The organism is Leucobacter sp. 7(1) (genome assembly GCF_900163635.1).
In the GTDB taxonomy this organism is placed as follows: Bacteria; Actinomycetota; Actinomycetes; order Actinomycetales; family Microbacteriaceae; genus Leucobacter.
In genome coordinates this window covers 146,586-171,344 of sequence record NZ_FUID01000052.1, presented here as the reverse complement: position 1 = coordinate 171,344, position 24,759 = coordinate 146,586, and the positions used below count along the sequence as shown (strand labels likewise).

General features: G+C 64.9%; 25 protein-coding genes. 10 read left to right on the top strand and 15 right to left on the bottom strand.

Annotated features, from left to right (window positions below; genetic code table 11):
- Positions 1-19: 19 nt before the first annotated feature.
- From FM113_RS10240 to FM113_RS10210, 7 genes are all read right to left on the bottom strand, one after another.
- Entirely contained in the window at positions 20-1,093 is a 1,074-nt protein-coding gene (locus FM113_RS10240) for an iron chelate uptake ABC transporter family permease subunit (protein ID WP_087014293.1), read from the bottom strand.
- Positions 1,090-2,034: an iron ABC transporter permease gene (locus FM113_RS10235; protein WP_254908957.1), complete on the bottom strand. Its 945-nt coding sequence runs from the start codon at positions 2,032-2,034 to the stop codon at positions 1,090-1,092. The genes FM113_RS10240 and FM113_RS10235 overlap by 4 nt, the downstream gene beginning before the upstream one ends.
- A gap of 142 nt (positions 2,035-2,176) precedes the next feature.
- Complete coding sequence (locus FM113_RS10230) at positions 2,177-3,049, bottom strand: siderophore-interacting protein (RefSeq protein ID WP_217895992.1); 873 nt, start codon at positions 3,047-3,049, stop codon at positions 2,177-2,179.
- Positions 3,046-4,053: an ABC transporter substrate-binding protein gene (locus FM113_RS10225; RefSeq protein ID WP_087014288.1), complete on the bottom strand. Its 1,008-nt coding sequence runs from the start codon at positions 4,051-4,053 to the stop codon at positions 3,046-3,048. The genes FM113_RS10230 and FM113_RS10225 overlap by 4 nt, the downstream gene beginning before the upstream one ends.
- A 128-nt stretch (positions 4,054-4,181) precedes the next feature.
- The gene (locus FM113_RS10220) at positions 4,182-5,000 is read right to left on the bottom strand and encodes an AraC family transcriptional regulator (protein ID WP_087014286.1); all 819 of its coding nucleotides are present in this window, start codon (positions 4,998-5,000) and stop codon (positions 4,182-4,184) included.
- A 77-nt stretch (positions 5,001-5,077) separates the two neighbouring features.
- Positions 5,078-7,339 (bottom strand): HtaA domain-containing protein, encoded by a 2,262-nt coding sequence (locus FM113_RS10215; protein WP_087014283.1) that lies wholly within the window; start codon positions 7,337-7,339, stop codon positions 5,078-5,080.
- Positions 7,340-7,782: 443 nt separating this feature from the next.
- Positions 7,783-9,567: an N-acetylglutaminylglutamine amidotransferase gene (locus tag FM113_RS10210; RefSeq protein WP_087014281.1), complete on the bottom strand. Its 1,785-nt coding sequence runs from the start codon at positions 9,565-9,567 to the stop codon at positions 7,783-7,785.
- 265 nt (positions 9,568-9,832) lie between these two features.
- On the opposite strand from FM113_RS10210, the gene FM113_RS10205 reads away from it, so the two are divergent.
- The gene (locus FM113_RS10205) at positions 9,833-10,171 is read left to right on the top strand and encodes a hypothetical protein (RefSeq protein ID WP_087014279.1); all 339 of its coding nucleotides are present in this window, start codon (positions 9,833-9,835) and stop codon (positions 10,169-10,171) included.
- Positions 10,168-10,491 carry a hypothetical protein gene (locus tag FM113_RS10200; RefSeq protein ID WP_254908956.1) on the top strand — a complete coding sequence of 108 codons (324 nt, stop codon included), beginning with the start codon at positions 10,168-10,170 and terminating at the stop codon, positions 10,489-10,491. The genes FM113_RS10205 and FM113_RS10200 overlap by 4 nt, the downstream gene beginning before the upstream one ends.
- Before the next feature lie 9 nt (positions 10,492-10,500).
- On the opposite strand, the gene FM113_RS10195 is transcribed toward FM113_RS10200, so the two are convergent.
- Together FM113_RS10195 and FM113_RS10190 are read right to left on the bottom strand one after the other, a co-directional pair.
- Positions 10,501-10,680, bottom strand: a complete 180-nt coding sequence (locus FM113_RS10195) for a CDGSH iron-sulfur domain-containing protein (RefSeq protein ID WP_254908962.1) — start codon at positions 10,678-10,680, stop codon at positions 10,501-10,503.
- 77 nt (positions 10,681-10,757) lie between these two features.
- Positions 10,758-11,810 (bottom strand): iron-containing redox enzyme family protein, encoded by a 1,053-nt coding sequence (locus FM113_RS10190; protein ID WP_087014276.1) that lies wholly within the window; start codon positions 11,808-11,810, stop codon positions 10,758-10,760.
- 274 nt (positions 11,811-12,084) lie between these two features.
- Here FM113_RS10190 and FM113_RS10185 point away from each other — a divergent pair, with 274 nt between their 5' ends.
- Both FM113_RS10185 and FM113_RS10180 read left to right on the top strand, forming a co-directional pair.
- On the top strand, positions 12,085-12,534 hold the full coding sequence (locus FM113_RS10185; protein WP_087014274.1) for an SRPBCC family protein: 450 nt from the start codon (positions 12,085-12,087) through the stop codon (positions 12,532-12,534).
- A gap of 45 nt (positions 12,535-12,579) precedes the next feature.
- A complete protein-coding gene (locus FM113_RS10180; protein ID WP_087014271.1) occupies positions 12,580-12,822 on the top strand; it encodes a hypothetical protein in 243 nt (80 codons plus the stop codon).
- Between the two features lie 309 nt (positions 12,823-13,131).
- Here FM113_RS10180 and FM113_RS10170 read toward each other — a convergent pair whose 3' ends face one another.
- On the bottom strand, positions 13,132-13,635 hold the full coding sequence (locus FM113_RS10170; protein WP_087014268.1) for a small multi-drug export protein: 504 nt from the start codon (positions 13,633-13,635) through the stop codon (positions 13,132-13,134).
- A 224-nt stretch (positions 13,636-13,859) separates the two neighbouring features.
- Between FM113_RS10170 and FM113_RS10165 the strand changes: the two genes are divergently transcribed.
- Entirely contained in the window at positions 13,860-15,140 is a 1,281-nt protein-coding gene (locus FM113_RS10165; protein WP_176387163.1) for a sensor histidine kinase, read from the top strand.
- Positions 15,137-15,787, top strand: a complete 651-nt coding sequence (locus tag FM113_RS10160; RefSeq protein ID WP_254908955.1) for a DNA-binding response regulator — start codon at positions 15,137-15,139, stop codon at positions 15,785-15,787. The genes FM113_RS10165 and FM113_RS10160 overlap by 4 nt, the downstream gene beginning before the upstream one ends.
- Positions 15,788-15,812: 25 nt before the next feature.
- Here the strand turns inward: FM113_RS10160 and FM113_RS10155 are convergent, their stop codons facing one another.
- Complete coding sequence (locus FM113_RS10155; protein WP_087014262.1) at positions 15,813-16,313, bottom strand: CinA family protein; 501 nt, start codon at positions 16,311-16,313, stop codon at positions 15,813-15,815.
- Positions 16,314-16,321: 8 nt separating this feature from the next.
- The gene (locus tag FM113_RS10150; RefSeq protein WP_087014260.1) at positions 16,322-17,035 is read right to left on the bottom strand and encodes a hypothetical protein; all 714 of its coding nucleotides are present in this window, start codon (positions 17,033-17,035) and stop codon (positions 16,322-16,324) included.
- 273 nt (positions 17,036-17,308) lie between these two features.
- Between FM113_RS10150 and FM113_RS10145 the strand changes: the two genes are divergently transcribed.
- The 4 genes from FM113_RS10145 to FM113_RS10130 all read left to right on the top strand — a co-directional run bounded on the left by FM113_RS10145 (position 17,309) and on the right by FM113_RS10130 (position 21,460).
- Positions 17,309-18,445, top strand: a complete 1,137-nt coding sequence (locus FM113_RS10145; protein ID WP_176387162.1) for a YbdK family carboxylate-amine ligase — start codon at positions 17,309-17,311, stop codon at positions 18,443-18,445.
- 25 nt (positions 18,446-18,470) lie between these two features.
- Positions 18,471-18,737, top strand: coding sequence for a Rho termination factor N-terminal domain-containing protein (locus FM113_RS10140; RefSeq protein ID WP_087014256.1), 267 nt, complete (start codon positions 18,471-18,473; stop codon positions 18,735-18,737).
- A 55-nt stretch (positions 18,738-18,792) separates the two neighbouring features.
- The gene (locus FM113_RS10135) at positions 18,793-19,668 is read left to right on the top strand and encodes an SDR family oxidoreductase (RefSeq protein ID WP_087014253.1); all 876 of its coding nucleotides are present in this window, start codon (positions 18,793-18,795) and stop codon (positions 19,666-19,668) included.
- Between the two features lie 94 nt (positions 19,669-19,762).
- Positions 19,763-21,460 (top strand): ABC-F family ATP-binding cassette domain-containing protein, encoded by a 1,698-nt coding sequence (locus tag FM113_RS10130; protein WP_087014251.1) that lies wholly within the window; start codon positions 19,763-19,765, stop codon positions 21,458-21,460.
- Here the strand turns inward: FM113_RS10130 and FM113_RS10125 are convergent.
- Genes FM113_RS10125 through FM113_RS10115 form a run of 3 tightly spaced genes read right to left on the bottom strand, consistent with a single transcriptional unit; the run spans position 21,457 to position 24,688 of the window.
- The gene (locus FM113_RS10125) at positions 21,457-22,326 is read right to left on the bottom strand and encodes an anti-sigma factor (RefSeq protein WP_087014249.1); all 870 of its coding nucleotides are present in this window, start codon (positions 22,324-22,326) and stop codon (positions 21,457-21,459) included. The two genes, FM113_RS10130 and FM113_RS10125, sit on opposite strands and share 4 nt — an antisense overlap.
- A complete protein-coding gene (gene sigK / locus FM113_RS10120; RefSeq protein ID WP_254908954.1) occupies positions 22,323-22,922 on the bottom strand; it encodes an ECF RNA polymerase sigma factor SigK in 600 nt (199 codons plus the stop codon). The genes FM113_RS10125 and sigK overlap by 4 nt, the downstream gene beginning before the upstream one ends.
- A gap of 44 nt (positions 22,923-22,966) precedes the next feature.
- Entirely contained in the window at positions 22,967-24,688 is a 1,722-nt protein-coding gene (locus FM113_RS10115; protein ID WP_087014247.1) for a cytochrome c biogenesis protein CcdA, read from the bottom strand.
- Positions 24,689-24,759 lie beyond the last annotated feature (71 nt).

Below are 24,759 nucleotides of genomic sequence, written 5' to 3'. Positions count from 1 at the left end.
GGGAGCGGTGAGCAACGCGCTAGCGGCGACGGGTCTCGCGCACCAACAGCCAGATGAAGTAGAGGCCGCCGATCGACACGGTCACGATGCCGACGGGGAGCTGGAGTGGAGCGAACACGCGCTGCGCGAGACAATCGCTCACGACGAGCAGGAGCGCACCGGTCATTCCCGCGGCGATCAGCCCGACTCCGGCCGAGCGGGTGAGTCGACGAGCGATCTGCGGAGCGACAAGGGCAATGAACGCGATAGGACCCGCAGACGCGGTGACGAGCGCGGTGAGTGCCACGCCGACGAGGATCGCGGCGAGCCTGGCCGTGGTGGGGCGGGAACCGAGGGATCCAGCCGCATCATCGCCGAGTTCGAGCACCCGCAGCGCCGGTGCCAGTGCAAGGGCGGGAACCAGGAGCACTGCGAGTACCACCAGCACGGGAAGCAGTGTCTCAATTGTGAGGCCGTTCAGGGACCCGCTGCCCCAGACCGCCGCCGTGAGCTGTTCGCCTGGTGCGGCTTTCAACATCAGATACGTATTGAAGGCCGAGAGCATCGCCGAGACGCCGATGCCGACGATGATGAGCCGGAACCCCTGCACGCCGCGTCGATACGCCAATACGAACACCACAAACGCCGTCAGGATACCGCCGGTCAGGGCACCGAGCGCGACAGCGAAGTACCCGCCGCCGGTGATCAGTAGCACCACGAGCGCGCCAGAATAGGAGCCCGCTGAGAAGCCGATGATGTCCGGGGAGCCCAGTGGGTTTCTGGTCAGAGACTGAAATATCGCGCCGCTCATCCCGAGTGCGAGCCCGAACAGCCCTGCGAGCAGCGCGCGCGGCAATCGCCACTCACGCACCACCAAGATAGTGCCGTCATCCGCGGTGCCGAGGAGCCCGCCGAGAACCTCGGAGAGCGGAATATCGGTGCTGCCGGAGCCAATTGAGATGATCATGACCGCGCAGGTGAGTGCGGCGAGTACCGCGGTGACAACCACACCGCGAAGCGACACCGTGAACGACCACAGTTTCCGCTGCGCGGTGACCTGACGGCTCCCGAAGTCAACAGGGGAGCCGGGGGCAGGGACGGTCGACGTACTCATAGGGCGCTCACGTTTCTGCGACGGGCAAGGGCGATCAGGACGGGGGCCCCGATGAACGCGGTCACGATGCCGACTTCGAGCTCACGCGGTGCGAGCACCACGCGGCCGAGCACATCAGCGGCGAGCAGCAGGAGCGCCGCCCCGACGGCTGAGAACGGGATGATCCAGCGCTGATCCGGCCCGGTGAACCAGCGGACCACATGTGGCACCATCAGTCCCACGAACCCGACCGGTCCGGTCGCCGCCGCGGCGGCACCGGCGAGCAGCGTCACGGAGACAATGACAAGAATTCGGGTGCGCAGCACGTTGGCCCCCAGCGACCGGGCCACATCATCTCCGAGTGACACAGCGTTGAGCGGCCTCCCACTGCCGAGCGCAATGAGCAGCCCTATCCCAATGGGAAGCAGGACCGCCTCGAGGGTGTCCCAGCCTCGCCCCGCGAGGGATCCTGCGCTCCACCGCAACACGTCCGAGAAGCTGTCGGGATTGAGCATGGTGATCGCAGAAGAGAATCCGCCGAGGAGCGCGCCCAGAGCCACGCCGACAAGGGTGAGCCTGACCGGGGTCGCGCCGAGTGAGCCAATCGATCCCAACGCGTAGACCAGCACCGTGACCACGACAGCGCCGAGAAACGCCAGCCACATGTACTGGCTGAATGAGGTCACGCCAAAGAACGCGACCCCCACAACCACGGCAAAGCTCGCACCCGCGCCGACCCCGAGGATTCCGGTGTCGGCGAGCGGGTTGCGTGTGAGCGCCTGGATCAGTGCGCCGGCCACGCCGAGCGCCAGGCCGATCACAAGTGCGAGGAGCGATCGCGGAAGCCGCATCTCATGCACGATGTACGAGGCCTCGGAACCATCCGCGTGCCAGAGTACCCGCCACACGTCTCCGAAATCGAGGGAGCGCGCACCTACCCAGAGCCCCAGCGCCAGAGCCATGGCGAGGAGGATGCAGCACGCACCGAGGAATAGGGCGCGCTTCGACGCCGTACCCGGGCCGCGGTGATCCGGCGCCGATGTTGAGCGGTCTGCGGGCGGCCTGTCCCGGGGCGCAGTAGATGCCGCAGTCTGGAGCATCGGCCTAGAGTCCGAGCTCGGCGAGCCGGGTGTCGTAGCGATCTCGGTTGAGTTCCTCGTCATTCCCATCCCAGATTGACTGCAGCGCCTGCATTGTGGTGGCATCGAGAGATTCGTAGCGTTCCAGCCACTCCTCCTGCTTGTCGCGCCAGTAGCCGATCACCGCGTATTGCTTCGGGGCGAGGCCGCGCTCGTGGCGCAGGTAGCGCCGGGCATCGCGCAGTTCACCGGCCTCACCGGCTACCCAGACGTAGCAGTCATCGGTGATGGGTATCGCGCGTAGCGCTTCGGTGATTGCGGAGGGGCCGACACCGTTGCCGCGGCCCACGACCCACTCGACCTGTACGCGGTCAGTGCCGAGATCCTGTCGATGCGAGTCCTCCGCGATCTCAACGGTTGCCACTGCGCGCACACCGGGGGCGAGCTGGGCGGCGAGACGGGCCAGCGCCGGAATCCCGGTCGCGTCGGTCACAAACACCTGCAACTCGGCATCAGCCGGCGGCTCGTACAGTCCGCGCGGCTGCCCAAACGCCACGCGGTCGCCGGCCTTCGCGTGCGCACCCCAGGTGCCGGCGCGGCCATGACCGTGCACAACGAGGTCGACGTCGACTTCGCCAGTGTCCGCATCGTGGCGGCGAATCGTGTATGGCTCGATGTGGGCGTCACTATCCGGGGGCTCGTGCCACGCTCCTGCCGCGTCCTGGTACGGGAGAGACAGCTCGCCACTGGGGCCGGGAAACCGGACGCGCACAAACTCGTCGCCGATGCCGGTGGTGGTGAATCCGGTGAGGCCGGGGCCGCCAAAGGTGACGCGCACCATCCCGGGGGTGACCCAGGCGGTGCGCGTCACCTCAGCGACAAAAAGAGTGTCACTCACTGCGCGGCATCGACCTTCGACTGGATCTCGGCGAAACGTTCCTCAAGATCGTCGAGGTTCTGCAGCGCCCAACCGAACGATCCCGTCGGACCACGATCGATGTAATCAAAGACCATGCCGTTCTGGACTGCGGGCAGATTGTTCCACAGCGTGTTCTTCGCGAGCGCGTCGATGTTCTCCTGGGGGCTGTCGCGCAGCAGGATGATGTCGGCATTGCTCAGGCGTCCGAGTTCTTCGTAGGAGAACCACTCGGGGAAACCGTCCTTGGTGACCTCGTCGTCCTGCTGCTCGCGGAACTTGGCACCGAGATCGCGCAGTATCGGGGTCATGAAGTGCTTGCTCCCGTAGGTGCCCCACTCGTCAGGGTCCGGGCCCAGCAGGGTAAACGTGTTGTTCGCAAGGATGTCTGCGTACTTCGTCGCAATTTCGTCACGTCGCTCGGTGTACTCGTCTACGAGGGGCTGAAGCTCAGCCTCCTTATCGAAGATCTTCGCGAGCTCGACCGAGCGGGTGCGCCAGGCCTCGCCGTCGCGTGCGTTGAACGTGATGATCGGGGCGATCTTTTCGATCTCGGGACGCATCGGGTCATCGAGCGGCAGGAAATCCTGTGTGGCGAGTACGAGATCCGGCTTCGCCTGCACGATCGCCTCGAGGTTCAGCTCGTAGTATTCACCGATGGAGTCAGCACCCGCTTCTCGGATTGCTTCGCTGTACTCCAGCGGGATCGCGTCACCTTCGGTGTCGGTGAAGTAGCTGTTCACCACGCCCACGGGGGTGATGCCGATGTCCTGCAGGGCCGCGGGCGTGTAGAAATCGATTGATACTACCCGTTCGATGTCCTGGGGGATCTCGACGGCTCCGAAGTCGCTTTCGTAGGTGCGGGTGTCGGCGGCAGTGTCGCCGCTGGGAGTCCCGCAGGCGGCGAGTGCGAGGATCGTGGCCGCGGCGGCAAGGCCGCCCAGCACCCGTCGCGTTGATCGGGCTGAGGGGAAGAGGGACATCATGCTCCTGCTCGGTACATCAGAAACGTCAGACAGGAGTGATCCCATCTGACGTAGGTAAGGGTGACCTTGGTTACTGTATTCGCCTGCGCGCGTGATTTGGCGACAAGCTGTACCGGTTTCGGAACACGCTAGGCCCTGAGTACGGCGTCAGTTCGCGTGTAGGCTGCGGGTGTTTGCCCGGTAAGCGTCCGGAAATGGTCGATGAAGGTCGACGTGTTTCGGTACCCCAGGCTCCGAGATACGCGGGCGACCTGGTGTCCATCTGCAAGCTCGCGGATTGCGAGTTGAAGGCGGGCCAAGATCCGCCACTGCGTGAATGTCATCCCGGTCTCGCTCGTGAACTGCCGGGCGAGCGTGCGCGAGTGCATGCCGCATATCGTCGCCCAGTCGCTCGTTGTGCGTTTGTCGGCCGGATCGGCGAGGATCGTGCGGGCAATGCTGCGGAGGTGCGGACTACTCGGCATGCTGAGGTCGAAGGAGACCTGCGGTGCCGGGGCGAGGAGGTCGAGGATCACCCGCTGCATCCGGAGCCGCGCTTCGGCGTCGAGATCGGCATGCAAGTTGTGCTGCAGGAGTGCGCGGAGCGGCTCGGTAATTGCCACTCCAGTCACGTGGTTCGGCATTGCGCTGAGCTGACTCGCGTCCGTCGCGAAATAGGTGGCACGCACCTCAGCGCCGGCTTCAGCGGACGCTCGGTGCGGCAGGTGTGCCGGAATCCACACGCCAAGTTCCGGCGGCACAGCCCACACGCGTCCGTCGGCTTCGAGCGTGACCATTCCCCGATTAGACCAGAGCAGTTCGCACTCGACGTGCGCGTGCTCCAGCCAGTCGACCGGGCCGGCGACATCGAAATCGATAGTTGTCAGGAGGAAGCCGTCGGGGATCCAGGGAATCTCCATTGCGGTCACCTCGGGCAGCAGCGGGGGCGACGGGCGCAACGTCAGCACGGGGTCTCCTTTGGGGGTCGGCTCGGAAGATCTGCGGTCCGGACGGCAGTGCCGCCCGGACCGCACTTCGGATCGGGTTATTCGGGGAACGTTGCACCCACCGCGGTGCGTGCGGTGCGCGAGCGTCGGGTGCGCGCGAGTGCAAGTGATACGCCGCCGACGATTAGCAGGGCGGCCGCACCGAGCAGTGCGCCCTGCGCGGGATCTGCGCCCGTCCGTACGAGGCCCGGGGCCGATGCGGTACCCGCGTTGCCGGGGGTGCCGGGCTTCGTGGTTGCGGTCCCGTCCGTGCTTGAGTCCGTGCTCGTTCCCGGGTCCGTGTGGGTCCCCGGATCCGTCCCCGGGTCCGTTGCCGGGTCGGTAGCGGGGTCCGTCCCTGGATCCGTTGCCGGGTCGGTGGCGGGGTCCGTTGCTGGGTCGGTGCCCGGCACGGTCTCGACCTGGGAGGTGCCGAATGACACGGGATCGCCAGCCTGGCCCGCGTAGAAGTCGTGGAGCTCTGCGGGCTGGATCGTGTCGAGGATCGTGGTGGCCTGCGCGGTCCAGCTCGCCTGATACGTCGCGTCGCCCGCGGGTGCCGCGCCCGGGCCGCTGGGGTCTGCGGCAGCGGCTGAGCGGCTGCCGATCGCCGACGACACTACCGTCGGTTCGGTGAGCGCGATGCTCGCGACATCCACGCGGGATACCGTGAGGTCGCCCACCGTGGTGGTTGTCGAGAGCTCTGCGCTGAGGATCCCCGGCGCACTCGGGTCGGTGATCGTGACGTGCGGGTTCTGCAGCACGATGTCGAAGTCGTGCAGGGCGCTCTGGAAGCGGATCCGGCCCTCATACTTCAGCACGCCCGTGCCGGTTTCCGGGTCGTAGCTGCTGCCCGTGGCGAGGGGGAAGTGGAAGAGTCCAGCGTCGTCGATCGTGGCGTGTGCGCTGTGGTGGGTGGCCCCCTTGGCGACGTTGGCCACGTAGTCGCGCCAGGACTTCTTCAGGCCCCACACGAGCTCGCCGGTGACCGGGGTCTCGGTCTCCCCGCCCTCGCCGGGCTTGGGTGCGTCCGAATAGGTGACGGGGATGAAGAGCTCCTGCGCCGGATTCGTGGCGCTTGCCGCGCCGCCCGCGTAGCTGTAGACACCGAACTGCCCGTTCGTCGGAACCTCGCTGGGGGTCGCGGCCGTGATCCGGCCCTCGAACGTGCCGGTGGTCGGGTCAAGGATGATCGCCTGTGCGCGCATCGTGGCCTGGAGTGGCGCGGGCATCGCCGCGATCACGGATTCCAGCAGCACCCACTTGGTGTTGGTGCGCACCTGGGTGCGGTTCTCGCTGGGGGCGTTTTCCGACGGCTTCCAGGGGGATCCCACTGCGCCGAATGCCACAAAGGTGCCCTGCGGCTGGTTGTTCGGGATGGGGAGCCCACTGCCGTCGCCGCCGGGGTTGTTCGCCTCGGGGTCGAAGCCGGTGCCCCGCACCACGATCTCGTCCCCGGGGTTCACCGTGGTGGTGCCGAGCGGGGTCTGCCCGTCCGCCGCGAAGAGCTCGATCTGCGGGGTCTCGCCTGTTGCGGTGCCCTCCGGGAGATCGCCGATCACCTGGAACGGGAGCGGCGCCTTCTGCAGGTTGAGCGTCGAGGCCCCGGTCATGTAGTGGAACGCGCGGACGGCGTCCGGAAGGCTATCGACGTAGCTCTGTAGCCAGGAACCGCCCGATTCGTGGGTCTGCTGGACGCCCTCGGCGTTGCGGTAGTGCTGGCCGGCGAAGACGGGTGTACCCGTCAGCTCCCCGTCCGCGATGTGCGTGTCGGTCATGGTGAGCACGGTCGTGCGCACAGGATCCTGTGCGGGGGAGGGGGTGCCGCCCATGCTCGCACCGGCCCCCGAACCAACCTCGAAGCTCAGGGCAGCCGTGCCGTCGGCGGCGACCTCAAGGATCGGGGCTGAGAAGAACAGATCCGGCCCGCCCATCATCCGAACCGGGTTGACGGTGAGCGTTCCCGCGTCGGGCCAGGTGATGGTGCCAGCCCCGGTGGCGGGGTCGAGCGATCCGGCACCGTCCGCGAACGACGCAATGCGATAGTCCCGGCTGGATGCTCCGGGTACGGCTCCGACGACCTCAGCTTCGGGTACCGAGACGATCGATACGCCGTCCCCCGACGCCTCCATCGCCCAGGGGCCGAACACCCCGTACTGGGCGTAGGAGCTGTAGCCCCAGTCGAGCTGGAGGCCAGCGACCTGCTGATCGGCGGCCTGCGCGGCCGTCGCGGTGAACACCCCCGTGGCTCCGATCGTCAGTGCTGCCAGGCCCGCGAGCGTACGCGCGCTACGTCGGTGTTTCCGTGCTGAGTCCTTCACGCCATCTCCCCATTGTCCGATCAAGATAAGGACATCCTAAGCAACATCTGCTGTGCGGGGCGAATCCCTGTTCCGCGTCTGGCGGGCCGGGACGCTGGAGTCCCGGGCCTGTCCAGCTGGCCGTTCCGCTAACGGTCCCGCCAAGCCGCCCGTCAAAGCGACGCGTTTTGCCCAGAATGAGCGATTTTTCTCGATATTTGGCACGTGTAGGGGAAAAGGCATCGCTGAGGCGGGTGGGAAGCGCCGGGAAAGCCGCACTCGCCGCCGCACGACTTCAGGACTGTGCGGCACGCGGCACAGCGTTTACTTCCCGGGGTGCGCTGGCGCAGATTGGCGCTGTGGCGCTATGCCCTCATCTGGCAGAAGCCCATGTGACGGGAGGGGCTGGGGCGACCGGACAGCGTCGCGGTACTGATGTCGTTTCTTGCCGACAAGATCCCCCGCTATGCGAGTATTTCGTGCTCCTGAAGCCACATCTCGAGCACTGCAAGCGACCACAGAGTGTTGCCACCACGTTGGTCATGGGTCCCGTTAGGGTCTGCGAGAAGCGCATCAACGCGGTCTCTATTGAGCATTCTGCGTCGGCGGGCTACGGAACTTGTCATCACATCTTTGACGGTGCGCAGCACCGCGGTGTCGAGCCTGCGCAGCCCTGGAACTGGAAAGTAGCCCTTGGGGCGATCCACAACGTCACGTGGGAGCATCCGTCGACCGATTTCTTTCAACGGCCCTTTTCCGCCCTGGGCCGCTTTCACCGCTGGCGGGCACAACGCGGCGAGTTCCACGAGGTCTTGATCAAGGAATGGCACTCGCGCTTCAAGGCCTGCGGACATCGTCATGCTGTCGACACGCTTTACGGGGTCGTCCGGCATGAGCCCGTGTGTGTCGAATCGGAGTACCGCATCCATAGCGGTCTCGGCACCAGGGAGTCCCACCTCTGCCTCGATATATCGCTGGCTCACGTCTTGCGGGAGGTGCAAAGAAGGGTCGATGAGGCCGTTCACCTCCGCATGGCAGCGGTCCCGGAACACCTCTGAGAACGTCTCAGCCGCCTCAGCTCGGGCCGTCTGGGCCGCAGCCAGATGGTAGTCATAGCCAGCAAAAACCTCGTCGGCTCCCTGTCCTGACTGCACGACTGTGCTGTGCGGGCGTGTTGCTCGCGCCAGCAAATGGAACGCGGTGACGTCATGTGACGCCATCGGTTCGGTCATCGCCGCGATCGTGTCGGGGATCGCCTCGGCGAGTTCCGCCTGCGAAATGTGTATCCGGTGATGCTGGGTGCCAAATTGTTGGGCTACCCGATCTGAGTACGGGAACTCGTCACCCGCGTCATCTCCGACGCTCTCGAATCCGATGCTGAACGTATCGACCGGACGTGAGCTGTGTGCGGCGGCAAGCGCAACAAGGATGCTGGAATCCAGGCCTCCAGAGAGCAACACGCCGACAGGCACATCGGCGACAAGGTTCCGCTCCACCGCGGTGCGGAGGGCGCCCGCGATGGCGTCGGCCCAGTCTGCGGCCTCCCACGTTGACCGTTCCGGGTCCCTTCGGTAGGGAGGGTGCCAGTACACGTACTCTCGTGAGGCACCCGAGGACTCGATCACCATCACGGTTGCCGGTGGCAGCTGACGTACGCCCCGCAGAATTGTGCGAGGCGCGGGCACGATCGAGTGCCAACTGAGGTAGTGGTGCAGTGCGATCGGGTCGAGTGCCGTGTCAATGTCACCGCCGGCGAGCAGCCCGGGCAAGGTTGAAGCAAAGCGGATTCTGCCCGGAATCTGGGTGAGGTACAGCGGCTTGATGCCGAGTTGGTCCCGAGCGAGCAGGACACGATCCCTCACCTCGTCGAAGATGGCGAAAGCAAACATTCCCCGAAGATGATCGACGCAGTTCTCACCCCAGCGTGCGTAGGCGTGCATGACGACTTCGGTGTCACTTGTGGTCCGGGGAGTGAATTCGTGGCGGAGATCGGCTCGGAGTTCCGCATGGTTGGCGATGTATCCGTTGAACACGATTGTGAGACCGAGCGCCTCGTCCCGCATCGGCTGCGCCGCCCGATCCGAGAGGTCGATCACCTTCAATCGTCGGTGACTGAGTGCCACCCAGCCACGCGACAGTGTGCCGCTGCCATCGGGGCCGCGGGCGGCCATCGCCGCCGCCATTTGTGCCACACTGTGTGCATCAGCGATCGCACCTCGTGTGTTCAGCTCTCCAGCGATTGCGCACATACATGTGTCCTTCCAGTGCAGGGGTTCTCCGGTGTGCCCCGCGTCGAGGGGGCCGGCGTGCACGTGTCTGAGACGCTAAACACGCCAGCGCGGGAACATCAGGGCCTTGACTCTGATACTCAAACGTGCTGTCACCGGAAAAGGTGTCGTGGAGGGCACCCACCCCGCTCGGGGCTGTCCCGGGCGCACCCGCCGCGCCGTGGGCGGTCTCTGCACCCTGGGAGTAATTGGCCGTCCCCCCAGCTGACAGGTCATGATGGTTGGCATGGGGTTTCTGTATTACAACGGGGTTACTGAGTTCGAATTCGATGATCGAGTGCTTGCGCATGTGAAGGCCGCGGTCGGGACGAAGCTCCGCCGTCAGGAGTGCTTTTTTGTGAACTGGACGAATCCAGCAGAGCAGGGGAGTGGTCGAGTCACCATCTGGGTGTCGCCATCGATCCCGCTGATTTTCAGGTTCTCAGGAAATACACCCCCCAAGCTCAATGCGAAGTGGGTGCACGTCCTCGTCGAATCGGCAAATACACCACGGGGCATGACGGTTATCCGTGAAGACCAGGTCGACCCGGCGTTCGCTGCGTTGGCCGCAGCACAGGAGGGATGACACACAGCATGGGTCAATTGCACTACGGAATCCAGGACAGCGTCTTCGACTTTGAGGATCGGCTGCTGCATCACCTGAAAATTGTCATCGCGAACAAGCTCCGCAAGGGTGAAAGTTTCGTGTTCAGCTGGCAGACGTCTGCGTGCGGGGCGGGAGCTGCGCTGTGGCTACACCCGTCAATCCCGCTCCATTTCACGTTCGACAAGCTCGCGCACGCTGGCATCAATAAGGAGTGGGCAGAAATGCTGAGCTTCCAAGCGAATAGCCCAGCAGGCCTGACGCTTGTCGACGAGCCCGCTGGGGATCCTGCGGGAAGGTGATCGTGTCGGCTAAGCATCAGTGCGGAACCCGGCGGCTTTGTGGGTGCCATCGCACCACGGTTTGATGTTCGAGAGCCCGCACCGGCACAGCGCGACCGTGCGCCGGTGCTGCGGGATCGGCCCCCCGTCTGCCGTGCGAATATGGAACGCTCCGCGGACGATGAGTGGCCCGTCGGGGTAGGGAACGATGCTGGGGCGCTCGCCGCGGTCGTCACCCGGGCGTTCTCTGTCCGGTGCGTCTTCGGGTTCAGGACTCTCAACTTCACTCACTGTGCAGTCCCGACTCGGAGCGCGGAACGCCCGGCCTCCCACCGATCAAGCATGTGCTGGCCCATCGCACCGTCGACCGCGAGGCAGGCCGCCGCCCCGAACATGATGTCGGGAAGCAAGCTGGGGCGATCCTCGGCAAGGGCACCGGCGAGGTCCCGGCCCGCGATCTGCTCGTGTACCGCGTCTGCTTCGACGTGCTCGTCGAAATAGTCGGTCACATCGGGGCCGTATCCGAGACGCCGAAAACCGTCGCCCGTGTGTCTATTGGGGATTGAGGACGTCATCTCAAATGCGGCGAGATGACCCACGATGGCCCCGAGGAGTCGCCGGTTGAGGCCAAACATCGACATTGCGTTCTGTGAAGCGAGAGTGACTGCAGGTACTGCATCAATGTAGGCGCCGTAGCGGCGATCCAGCCCAACGGCTGTCAGGGTCCGAGCGAATATTTCAGCGTGGACGCGCTCCGGCCTCCCGCCACCGTACTCATCAGACTGGATCTCAACGAGGGCGGCCTTTGGTCGTCCGGTGAGGCGCGGAATCGCCCATGAATGGGGATCCGCCTCTCTGAGTGTGTAGATCGAACGGTGGATGAGGAACTCTCGGGCCTGGGCCTGGTCCGCCTGCCTCGCGAGGTACCGCGCGACACTCGGGCCACCCGTTTCTGTCGTCAGGGCGAACAGGGCGGCTGCGACGTCCGCAGCGCGCGGCTCCGGGATCGGGGGGAGCGGGACCTCGGCTCGGAGTTGCTGCTCAAACGCGCGTTCAAGCGCGGATCTGGCTGTGAGGAGCTCTGGGTCCCATTCACTATAGGGGTCGATATCTCCGAAGGCACCGTAGGCGGATGCGTAGAGCGTGTAGAGCGCGAGTTGGAGATCCTCATCACGCCACACATCTGTAGCTTCCGCGAGGGCGTCTGCAACGAAAGGTTGGAGATCACGCTGTGCGGCTCGATCTCGGTGAGTCAGCGCCGCGAGGACCGCGCGGCTCACGGGCCCGCGAGGAGAAAACGCCGTCTGCGGGAGCGCATCGGGGAGGGTGGAATAGGACATGGGCCTCCAATCGGGTCTCATTGGGAGTGTGCGGCAGCGGTGTGAAATTGCCCACCCCCTTGACACTCCTGGCTTCGCGGGATATCGCCGCGTATATCGGCGGGATTCGGCTGAGAAGTCAACCCCCCAGACGCGGTCGAGAGCGGTGCATACGCTCGAAAGAGTCCCACCGAACACCGCCGGTTGGGGCACATTTTCCGGCAGTATCCGTCAGTCAGACGTGGGTCGGACGCCTCGTGCACACGTGCCTGGGTGCGCCCACGCAGGAAGGACCATGATGCCCACTATCAGTAGCGACATCGACATCAACTTGCCCGTTCGTACCGTGTACAACCAGTGGACCCAGTTCGAGACCTACCCCGCGTTCATGACTGGTGTGGAGGCGGTGCGTCAGCTCGACGACACCCATCTTTCCTGGGACGTGGCGGTCGGAGGCGCGGAGCGCGGCTTTGAAACCGAGATTACGGAGCAGATCCCCGACGAGCGCATTGCTTGGCGCAGCACGGACGGCCCGACCCATGCGGGTGTCGTGACGTTCCATCACCTCGAACCCGAAAAGACACGCGTGCGTGTGCAACTCGAGTGGGAGCCGGAGGGCTTTGTCGAGACGATGGGCGCGGTTTTCCAGCTCGACGACGCGCAGGTCGCGTCGGATCTGCGCGAGTTCGCGCGGCTCATGGAGACCCAGGGCTTTGCGACCGGGGCTTGGCGCGGCCGAGTGTGAGAGGTGATAAATGTTCCGAATCAGAAGCTGTAGAGAGGAGCCACCATGAGTGAAATTTGGGAACGCAACGAGGAACACAGCGGCGAAGAAGAACTCGTCGCTACCGCTCAGCGTGATGGTGAGGCACCGGCTGTGACCCCGGGTGCCGAACAATCCGTTCAACACCCCGAAGGTGACAATCCCCGAGATGCGCTGGAGGTGCAGGGTGAGGACGTCGCTTCCTCACCAGCGCGCCGAGGCCACCAGGACCGAGATTGGAGTCGAAGCGATGACCACAGCAGCCAGTAACCCGCTTCCCGATACCGCCGTGTGTGACACTTGCGGCAATCGCTATGACAAGGCGTTTACGGTGACTCGCGACGAGGTAGTGCAGGTATTCGACAGTTTCGAGTGCGCTATTGAAGCGATGGCGCCTCGCTGCGCACGTTGTGGCTGCAGGATCTTGGGACACGGCGTCGAGAGCGCATCGCACGTGTACTGTTGCGCGCACTGTGCGCGAGAAAACGGTGACCCTGGGCTCGCAGACCGGGCTTGAGGCGGCGGCCTCATACGGGGAGCCCCACCGGAACGTTCCGGTGGGGCTCCCCGTGAGTGTGGCTATGGCGTTACCCCGCCCAACATTCCGCCGCCTACCACGGCGGTGATGCCGACCGACGCGAGTACGCCGAACACGACGCCCCACATAATGATCGAGATGATCTGCCACAGAATGACTTGGTTTTTCGGGGCACCGAAGGACACCATCGCGGCAGACGTGATCTGGCTGGGTAGGAATACCTGGCCGAGGAGGCTAACCCCGGGGACACCGTATCTGTCGAAACGTTCCTTGAGCTTTGCACGGCGCGGGCTGAGCGGCCTCGCACCGCGGTTCTGAGTCGCCTTGGCGCGGACTCCATGCGCCGTGAACACGAACACGAGCATCGAGATCACGTTCCCCACGATTGCCGCAACGACCGCAATGATCGGGTTGATCCCGCCGATCACACCGATTGCAGCCCCGAAGTACGACTCAACAAAGGGAATCGCGGAGATCAGGAATACTCCAAGCCACTGGAACACCTCGGGGAGTGACGCGGTGAAGTCCTGCAGGGTGCTGATCATGATTGCCTTTCGATGGAGGGCTGGGTGCGGCGGAGCGCCCGTGAGGCTGCTGCTGCTACTGCTGCTGCTGCTGCGATACCTCTAGCCTTCCGGAGCGTGATCGTTCGCAGTAGTGTCACGGCGTCATGGCTGCGTATGACGCAGGAGATCAAGAACTCATGACATCTGTCACACGGGGTGGAGGCGCGCTGTGGCGCAGGGCACAAGCCTCTAGGCTGTGGAAGATGTCCACGTCGTCGCACACGCCAGCCCCCGGGGTCGGGGTGAATGCTACCTGGAACTACACACTCGGTTCGATCGTGGGCCTGTTTGTCGTGATGGACCTCCTCATCACGCTGAGTATCCTGGCGGCTTACCGTGAACTCGGCGGCGGCGTGCTCCTCTCGGTACTCCTGCTCGCCGTAGTGTCAGCGGCTGCCCGGGTACGTTACTGCTGGTTCCTGCGCGCCGGGACTGGTCACGGAATCCCGCACCGGGGCTGGACGATCGCGCTCCTCGTTCCGGCGGTGGCGTCGTGGGGCCTCGCGTTTGTGGTGCCAGAGGTCGCGGTTTTTGCGGCCGTGCAATTGTGGTTCTCCGGGGTGCTGTTCGCATGTTTCCTGCCGCGGCTCGCGCGCTGGATCATGTGGGCGGGGTTGCTCGCACTGACAGTTGCGCCGTTGCTCACCGCACCCTCTGGCGAGGGGCCCGCACTCGGCGCACGGGACGGGTACCCGCAGTGGTTCGTGCTTGTCTATGGCGCAATGCTGCCGCCCATGCTGCTATCAAGCCTGTGGTTGTGGCGGGTGGTGCGACGCCTCGACGACGCTCGTCGGCTCGGAGCTGAACTTGCAGTGACGCAGGAACGGCTCCGCTTCGCCGCGGACCTGCACGATATTCAGGGCCACCACCTGCAGGTGATCGCCCTGAAAGCCGAGCTGGCGGAACGCACGCTCGAACTGGGGCCCGAGCAGGCAGCCGCGCAACTTGGAGAGATACGGCTTATCGCGAAAGAAGCGATGGAGGAGACTCGCGCTCTTGTGGCCGGGCTCCGGGAAGTTGCGCTCGCGGACGAACTTGAGAACGCCCGGGAAGTGCTGAGCCTCGCGGGCGCGGAGTGCACGCTCCGCATCGATCCAGTCTGGGGCGGTGGCGGGGGCAATGATTCAGGCGTCTGCCCACAGCTCCGGGACACGGAGCGGGTACTGGCGTTTGCAGTGCGAGAAGCAACGACAAACATTCTGCGGCACAGTTCGGCCACCCAAGCAGAGATCTCGCTCTCCGGGGTGCGCGGGGGCGCGGAACTTGTCATCACGAACGACGGCGTTACTCCCGGAGAGGGTGCGGGTGGTGCAGGATCCGGAATCGCTGGGCTCCGGAACCGGGTGACCGCCGTGGGCGGCAGCGTAACCGCGGGCTTCTTCAGAGGTGCGGGCGAGTCAGCGGGCGTGGACACCGTAGCGCGGCCCGGCACCGAGTTCACAAGCTTCGAAGTGCGGGTCTGGGTGCCCGGGGCAGGGGAATGATGCAACAACAGAGCCAGACGACACCGCAGCACGACACGGCACCCATTCGGTTGTTGATTGCTGACGACGAGCACCTGATCCGCAGCGCGCTTGAGGCACTGCTTGACCTCGAGCCGGACATCGAGGTTGTCGGCGGGACAGACAATGGGGAATCCGCCGTGGAGCTCGCGCTTGAGCTCACGCCGGACGTGTGTCTTCTCGACCTCGAAATGCCGCGCGCCGACGGCATCGAGGCTGCCGAGCGGATCGGCGTGGAGCTGCCGCAGACGCGCACAATTATTGTGACCAGGCACGCGCGGCCCGGGGTGCTGCGGCGAGCACTCGCCGCACACGTGTCTGGGTTCGTGCCGAAATCAACTCCGGCTGGCGAACTGGCTCGTGTGATTCGCGACGTCGCCGCCGGGAAGCGGTACATCGATCCCGAGATCGCGGCCGCGGCGCTCACGGCCGAACGCTGCCCCCTCACGGAGCGCGAACTCGACGTGCTGCGGGCTACGCGCGTAACTTCGAGTGTGCAGGACATCGCTGAACAGCTGTTCCTCTCACCGGGAACGGTCCGGAACTACCTCTCTGCGGCCATGACGAAGCTGGGCCTCCAGAACCGCCAAGACGCTGCAGAACACGCGTGGCAACAGGGGTGGATCTAGCTCTGCGGGCGAGACGGTGATGCGTCTATTCTGAGTCGTGATCGAGTGCCAACGCGGCGATGACTGCGCGCAAGGCGGCATCGATCGCAGCGGTGAGCACTGCGACGGGATCTCCGGCGCATGCGAGTTCGGTTGTGCGTGGCGCGGCGTTGCCACAGATGACGCTCAGGTAGACCGTTCCCGCAGGGCGACCCTCCTCCGGCCCCGGCCCCCCGACCCCCGTGATACCCACTGCAACGTCAGCACGCAGCAGGTTTTTCACGCCGGCGGCCATAGCTCGTGCGGTACGCGCGTTGATCACGGGGCCGCGGGGGACCCCGAGGACCTCGAATTTGACGTCCGCGTGGTAACAGACGACCGCCCCTCGATACCAGTCTCCGGAGTGGGGTCCCGCGGCCAACGCCGTGGACAGTTGCCCGCCGGTGAGTGATTCTGCGACGGCAATGTGCGCCCCGCGCTCACTCGCAAGCTCCGCAAGCTGAGCAACGAGCTCGTCGATCTTTCCGTCTGTCGCGTTTTTCGCCATGGTTCCTCCTACGCGCCGAGCGCCCCGACGGCGTGCGCGATGACGAGCGTTACGAGGACGAACGACATGAGTCCTTGCGCGGTTGCCAGGATCTTTGCCCGGGGGCGCAACGGGACTCCTGCGCCGGGACCGAAAGACATCGATGTCACCGCGGCGTCGTACCAGTAATCGACGTAGCTGGGGCGCCAGTTGCTCACCGGGCCGGATTGCTCGGAGACCTCCCTGCTCGTGTCATCGTCTTCATCCTGCGGGAAGCGGAAGTCCGCTGGCGGCAGCTCCGAGCGAGGCCGCTGTCGCCGGGCGGTCGGACCGCCCCGATCGAGTTCCCAGAACAACAAACTGAAGGCGATGAAGTTTGTAGCCCAGACCTGGGCCGCTGCGGCGAGCAACTCTGGCCCGTCACCGGGTTTGGTTGTGACGAGCAGCATGACAGTGTGGGAGAGCGCCACGAGGTTCGCGCTGACAAGGAGCGTGGCAAGCGCGAGAGATGCGACGCGGAAAATTCGAGTATTTCGATGCGTCCGGGCTGGGTTCACAACGAGGATGCATCCGAGAAGCACCGCAGCGATCCCGATGATGCAGAGTCGGAGCCAGAGTGGCTGGATGCTGTTGGGAAGAAACCCGTAGAGCAGCATCGCGACCAGCGTGGCGATCGCTGCGGGGAGGCGGTGCTCGCCGCGCGCATTCTCTCGGACTTGTGCGCGGTTCTCGCTCTGGTTCACATTCCCTCCGTCCCTCCCGCTGACCCGGAGTTCGCCCCACTGGCGGACCTCTTCCTCATCTATTCTCGGGCAGGGTTCACACGGCAAACAATCCATTGACAGCGCTGGTCAGCGGAGCTATGAACCGCTTTTCAGTGGCAGTGAACAGGGATTTTAGCGAAGTGCTGCGGCTTTTGTCGACCCCCTCCACGGGACGTGCCCGGGTACCTACGCTGAGTGTTTACGCACACAGCGAGTCCAGTCGTCGTATGTCAACTAGACCGGAGGATGCACATGGTTCAGAGTCCGCGGCTTCTCGGAATTGAAGAAGAGTTTGCTTTGCTGCACCCCGAAACCGGTGCCCCCGTCCCAGGTTCAGCCGAGCGGCTTATACGTGAGGCACCGCCACAGACGCCCTTGGAACACGAGTTCCTCGACAGCCAGATTGAAACTGCGACACCGCCGTGTCTTTCCGCTGCTGACGCAGAGGCACGTCTGCACGAGCTTCGGGCGGGTGCCCAAGCGCTCGCCGAAACTAACGGCCTCCTCCTGGCGGCAAGCGGAACCCCACCGATCGAGTCCACGCCGGATCTTGCAGCACAGATCACGGAGACCGACAGGTATCTCATGATCGCGAACGATGCCCGCCGGGTGGCGAGGTCTCACTACGTCAACGGCATGCATGTGCACACGTCGATCGAGTCTCGCGCGGAGGGTGTGCGCGCCCTGAACGGTCTCGCGAGATGGGCGCCGCTGCTGCTCGCAATGACTGGAAATTCGCCGCTGTGGGGTGGCGCGGACACTGGATTCCATAGCTGGCGTCACTTGACCGGATGTTCGTGGCCGCTCAACGTGTTTCCCGCCCATTTTTCTTCTGCGGCGGAGTACGACGCGCGAGTTGACCGGTTGATTCAGGCCGGCTTGATTCGGGATCGTGCCCTGGTGAGTTGGCTGGCGCGGTTGTCGTCAAGCTACCCCACGATCGAACTGCGCCTCGCCGACGTGCAATTGGATCCCGCGCACGCTGTGGGGTTTGCGGCACTCGTACGTGCACTTGTTGAGACGATTGTGACCACGGACACTCTGCACGACGACCGCCAGCTCGGAACTGACGAGGTGAATGCCTCGTTGTGGCGCGCAGCGCGGGACGGGCTCGATCATACGTTGGTGGATCCGGGGGAGTGCCGGGAGATCGAAGCGATGACGTGGCTGAACGAACTGATTGAGTATGTCGCCCCCGCACTGGAACGGTTCGGGGATACCGATCGCGTGGAACAGTACGTCGAGGCCTTGCGGGTGCACGGCGCTCCAGCCGCGACGCAACGCCGTGCCTTTCAGGACGGTGGTATCGCCGGTGTGCTGCAACTCTACGCCCGGACTCCCCCGCTCCCACGCGTCCACACACACCCGCATCCTCATGAAACAGTCTGAGGAGCCTGCACGAGAAGGAGAGACAATGCCACAGCAAAAGACGCCCCAGCTCAAGGATCCGGAACTGTATGAGACTCTGCGCGACGAGGGCGCGAGCGCAGAGAAAGCCGCCAGGATCTCGAACGCGGCAGCACGGGACGGACGGGGCACGGTCGGACGCCGCGGCGGCCGAGCCGAGGACTATGAAGACCGAACTGTCCCCGAGCTGAAGCAGCGCGCCAAGGAATTGGGATTGCGAGGATACTCCCGACTTCGCAAGGCAGAACTGATCAGCGCGCTGCGGGATCACTGAATTCCTGATCGCTGAAGCCAGTACGTCCCAAATCTCGCTCGGAAGGAGCCTCAACATGTCACTGTCTGACCCCCGCACGAAGTACTGGTCCACAGGATTCCCTGAACAGGAGCAGTCCCTACCCGGCCTCACAGAGAACATCGTGCCATCACCCGATCATGGTGAAACGGGATACGTCGGGCATGGGCGGCTGGATGGACTCCGCGCCCTGATTACCGGTGGTGACTCCGGTATCGGGCGAGCGGTCGCAATTGCGTATGCTCGGGAAGGAGTCGATGTTGCCCTGTCCTATCTCCCGGAGGAGCAGCGTGACGCAGAAACGACCGCCGAACTCGTGCGGGCAGCTGGACGCGGTGCGATCCTGCTCCCCGGCGATATTCGGGCAGAGTCCGTGTGCACAAGCGTTGTGGAAGAGACAATCTCAACGCTGGGCGGGATCGATATCCTGGTGCACAACGCTGGGTATCAGAAGAATAGACCCGGGGTCGACACGCTCAGCAGAGACGAGATCCTGCGAGTCCTCGAAACGAACCTGCTTGCGCCGCTGCTCATCACTCGTGCGGCATCCGAGAGGTTGCAGCCGGGAGCGAGCATCATCTTCACGGCCTCTATTCAGGCCTTTGCGCCGTCCCCCTCACTCGTCGATTACGCTGCGACCAAGTCGGCGCTCGTGTCCTTGACTCGGTCACTTGCCGCAGAGCTGGGGCCTCGGGGTATCCGCGTGAACGCTGTGGCTCCGGGACCTATTTGGACGCCCCTGATCCCGGGCACCGGATGGGAAGATGCGCTGGGGAGTTTCGGGCAGGACACGCCATTAGGGCGAGCGGGACAGCCGGCTGAGCTTGCGGGTGCATACGTGTACCTGGCGTCTGACGACGCGTCGTATACCTCCGGGGCTGTTCTCCCCGTGACCGGCGGGAAACACCTCTAGGCGTCCCCCTTCGACGGGCAACCCGCAGCCGCAGCTTCCACTCGCATCCCCGCGTCTGTGCGCGGGGATGCTGCCGCGCATCTACGCTTAAGGCATGACGGCAACTCTTGTGGCACAGGGCATCGCGGGCGGCTACGCGCATCGCACCCTCTTCGACAACCTCGATCTCACCGTCGCCCCGGGTGACGTGGTGGGCGTTGTTGGGGTGAACGGTGCCGGAAAGTCAACCTTCCTGCGCATTCTCGCCGGTGAGTTGCAGCCGCAGGAGGGTGAGATTCATCTGGCCCCGAGCGATGCATTTGTGGGCTGGCTGCCGCAGGAACACGAGCGGATCGCGGGGGAAACTGTGGCTGCGTACGTCGCTCGGCGTACGGGCTGCGCGCAAGCGACCGCCGAGATGGATGTGGCAGCGGCCGCGCTCGGAGACCCGGCGCCCGCAGCAATCGGTGCACCGGATCCCGCCGACGTCTACTCGACTGCGCTTGAGCGGTGGTTGGCGAGCGGTGCCGCGGACCTCGAAGACAGGCTTCCTGGCGTACTCGCGGAGTTGGGCCTGGGAGGTAGCCCCGGTGCGGGATCCAGCACCGGATCAGGTGCCGCCGTTACCGAGGAATCCTTGATGACGGGCCTCTCGGGTGGGCAGGCCGCACGCGTGGGGCTTGCCGCACTGCTGCTGTCCCGCTTCGATATCGTGCTGCTCGACGAGCCCACGAATGATCTGGACCTCGACGGCCTGGAACGCCTGGAACGGTTCGTGCAGGGGCTGCGCGGCGGTGTGGTGCTGGTGAGCCACGACCGTGAGTTCCTTGCACGCTGCGTCACTCGGGTCCTGGAGCTCGACCTCGCCCAGCACAGCACGCGCGTGTACGGCGGCGGCTATGACGCATACCTGGAAGAGCGGGCCATCGTGCGCCAGCACAAGCGTGACGACTATGAGGAGTTCGCGAGTAAAAAGGCGGATTTGGTGGCTCGCGCCCGAACACAACGTGAATGGTCGAGCCAGGGCACCCGGAACGCGCTCAAGAAAGCGCCGGATAACGACAAGATTCGCCGCCGCGCCTCCACCGAGTCGAGCGAGAAGCAGGCGCAAAAGGTGCGCCAAATGGAGAGCCGGATCCGGCGACTCGACGAGGTCGAGGAGCCCCGGAAGGAGTGGCAGCTCGAGTTTACGATCGGGGCTGCCCCGCGCTCGAGCGCCGTGGTCGCGACGCTGAACGCCGCTGTGGTCCGACAGGGCGACTTCACGCTCGGGCCGGTCTCACTGCAGCTCAACGCGGGCGAGCGCGTTGGGATCACGGGGCCGAATGGGGCGGGCAAATCGACTTTGCTGCGCACGCTCCTCGGTCGGCAGGAACCGGATGAAGGGTCTGCGGCGCTCGGCTCATCCGTAGCGATTGGTGAGGTGGATCAGGCGAGGTCGTTGTTCGCCGGTGACGCACCGCTTTCCGACGCCTTTGAGGCGCTCGTTCCGGAGATGGCCTCAGCCGAGGTACGCACCCTGCTCGCCAAGTTCGGGTTGAAGGCCGATCACGTGCTGCGGCTGTGCGGCGAATTGTCGCCGGGCGAGCGCACACGTGCCGGACTTGCGCTCTTGCAGGCGCGGGGCGTCAACGTACTCGTGTTGGACGAGCCCACGAACCACCTCGATCTGCCCGCGATCGAGCAGCTCGAAGAGGCGCTCGAGAGCTACGAGGGCGCGCTCCTCCTGGTGACGCACGATCGTCGCATGCTCAGTACCGTTCGCTTGGACCGGCACTGGCACGTTGAGGGCGGCGTCGTCACGGAACGCTAGGTTCCAATACCGTTGTTGCCTGGATCGGCGGCTGGCGTCGCAATTGCGAGAATGGGGTCGGTGGTGGGCTGTCGGGTGGGCGACCCGCCACGCTCTTCAACCGTGACCGCAACCGCATCGCCGGGCCGGAAACCGCCAGCGAGGACCGTGGCGTTCTGCTCGGCGTCAGGCTTCATGATGCCGAGAGACACCGGCTGAGTGCCACGGACGATCCAGAGTTCAAAATCGCGGTTCGATTCGATCTGCGGCAGCCCATCGGCGACGAGGATCGCCTGACCCACGGAGTCAGACCAGTGCAGGGTCGCTTCGCCAGCCCCGGCGATGCTCACCGTTGACAGCTCGGCATCTGGCGCAGCAGACACCTGTTCGAGTGCCACGGCGACCGGATCTCGAGGAGCGAGCAGGCCACTGAGCGGGAATGAAAACGAAACGGCGAGTAGGACCGCGACGATCCCAGCGACAAGCAACCATCCGACACTGCGCCGCGATCGCCGCGCATCCGAGTCGTCTGGGTCTTCGAGCGGGTCGGCATCCTCGAGTTCTGGGATCCGGGCTGCCGTGGAGCGGGAGGGGGGCGACGCGGCGACCGGGGGCTGCGGTGAGGCGGCACCGGGAATGAAAGCCGGAGGCTCCTCGAACTGCGGGGTTGTGGCGATTGCGTCCAGGATCGAGGCGCGCGCGGCGGCGGGGGGCGTGGCAGGTGCGGCCACCGCCGAGAGCGCCGCGGCGGTCGCGCGGTCCGCATCGACGATGCGCTGCCACTCGGGGTGGGCGGCGAGCGCCTGCGAAAACGCCTGCTCCTCGTCTGGCGAGAGCGCGTGAAGGGCGCGCACCGCGGAGAGCTCACTGAACTCATGCTCGTTCATCGCGTTCCCTCCAGTGCAACTCGAAGCCGGCCCAGGCCGTCCCGAATTCTCGTCTTGATCGTGCCGAGCGGTGTCTCCAGGAGCACCGCGATCTCGCTGTGGCTGTACCCACCAAAGTACGCGAGCACGATGGCACGTCGCTGGGGCTCAGGAAGGGCATCAAGTGCGTGGACCGCGCGGCCCCCATCGACGAGCAGGGCGACCTCCTCGTCGACCCCTGGAACGGCGTCGGAAAGCTCGCGGGCCCCGGCAGTCAGATCACGGCGCCGGGAAGCTTGGGACGCGCGGACACGATCCACAGCTCGGCGGTGCGCAATCGTGAGGAGCCAGGTGCGTGCGCGGCCTCGGTCAGCGTCGAACGACTGTGCCGTCTGCCACGCTTCGAGGAACACCTCTTGCAGTACTTCTTCGCTCTGCGCTCGGTCAACGAGTACCCGCAGGATCAACCCGAACACCCGCGCTGAGAGGAGGTCGTAGAGGGTGGCGAAGGCGCGCTGATCGCCAAGCGCTGCGCGTCGCAGTGCCGCGTCGGCCGGATCGGCTGTGCCGCCATCCTCCGAAAACTCGACCCCATCGATGACCATCGCCTCCAGCATGCCTTACTCACCTCCTATTTGTCGTTGTCTGCGCCACGCGAGTCTTAGCCGAATGTGAACGAGTACACCTCGACGCCGGGTGTGACCATGAGGTCGAGCGTGCCGGAAGCGGGGTCGTCTTCTGCAACGAGTCGAATGGATCGAGGGGTGCCGCTCACCTCGAGTGTTCGAGTTCCCCCGCCCGCAACATCAACGGTGACGGTCCCCGTCCCAGCAACAACAGTGCGCACCTCCTGACCCCGGTAGTTCAGGCGGATGGTGCCCTCAGATTTGCCGCCTGGGGTGGCAAATTGGGTCTCGATGTCCCAGGTGCCGTCGAGTGCGAAGGTGTCGTCGGGCTGCGTCTCCGGGAAGGTGAATTCGCCGGTCCCGGCGCGGTACTCGCCCGCGCCAGCATAGTTTCGGTCTTTCGACGAGCCGAGGAATGTCTCCGGGGTTGTACTCCCGAGCTCCGGTGTCGCGTCGCTGGTGCGTGTCTCTGCTGGGAGCGTCGCACCCGGGTTGGCGTCCTGCAGCAGTTCGCGGATCAGCTTCTCTGTGACCGCATAATTCCCTTCACCGAACGAGATGTGGCGCACCGTGCCCGCGGCATCGATCAGATAGTGGGCGGGCCAGTAGCGGTTGCGGTAGTTTGTCCAGGTCGAGAGTGAGTTGTCGAGAGCCACGGGATAGTCGATCCCGAAGTCCTGCATCCCGGCCTCGACGTTGGCGCGTTCTTTCTCGAAGGCGTACTCGGGGGAGTGCACGCCAATCACGGTGAGCCCTGCGTCACGGTAGGCCTGGTCCCACGCGACAACATGCGGCACTGATCGCTGGCAGTTGATGCACGAGTACGCCCAGAAATCGATGAGTACCACCTGGCCACGGAGCGCTGGGAGATCAATGGCTTCCCCATTTGGGGTGTTCAGCCAGGCTTCGATCCCGCGGAGCGCCGGTGCGGTTCCGCACTCCGCAAGTTCTGGCGCGTTGTTTGCGCAGCGGTCCAAGTCGCGGTTCTCATCAGTGACAAGACCGCCGAGTTGCAGCGCGTTTTTCCCGGCGTCACTCTCTGCGAGGTCGCGCTGTAGGCCAGCCGTGTAATCGGGCAGGAGTCGCTGCAGCGTCTGGGGAAGATTGAAGGCGAGCCCGATTGCGAGCGCGATGAGGGCGACGCCGCCAACGATCCGGATGGTGCGCTCGCGCTTGCGGAAGCCACGAATGCGTCCGGCGACGCTGCGGCCCGCGAGCGCAAACACGAGGAGCGGGATCGCGACGCCGAGTGCAAACGACACCGTGAGGAGCACGGTTTCCACTCCGATCGTTCCGGTCGCTCCGGCCACGATGATCGCGGCGAGCACCGGTCCCGCGCACGGGACAAAGACTGTGCCGAGCGCGAGCCCCATGCCGAAACCGCTCCCGCCGTCGCCCACTTTGCGCCGAGGGAGACGCTGGAAGGGTTTCTCGAGGAGCTGTTCGAACCCTGGGAACAGCATGCCCACGCCGATGATGGCCAGCACGGCGACTCCGGCCCAGCGGATTGTGCTCTGCGGGATCGAGAGCAGCCCGAGGAGGAGGGAACCCAGCAGCGTCACCAGGGAGAAGCTGATGACGAGCCCAGCGATAATCCAGTACGGCCGGCTCGGTTTCGCCGGAATCACCTCCGGGGCCTTCCCGGGGGCCGCGGGTTGCGCGCCCGCGGTGAGGAAGATGACAGGGAGCACCGGCAAGATGCACGGCGAGATCCCGGTGATGAGTCCGCCGAGCAGACCGATGAGCACAGTATCCATGAGAAGCCCTCTCTGTTGCGAAGTGGTTCGGTGCGGGGGCCGGATCGGATTGCTTTTCGACGGTCTGGGGT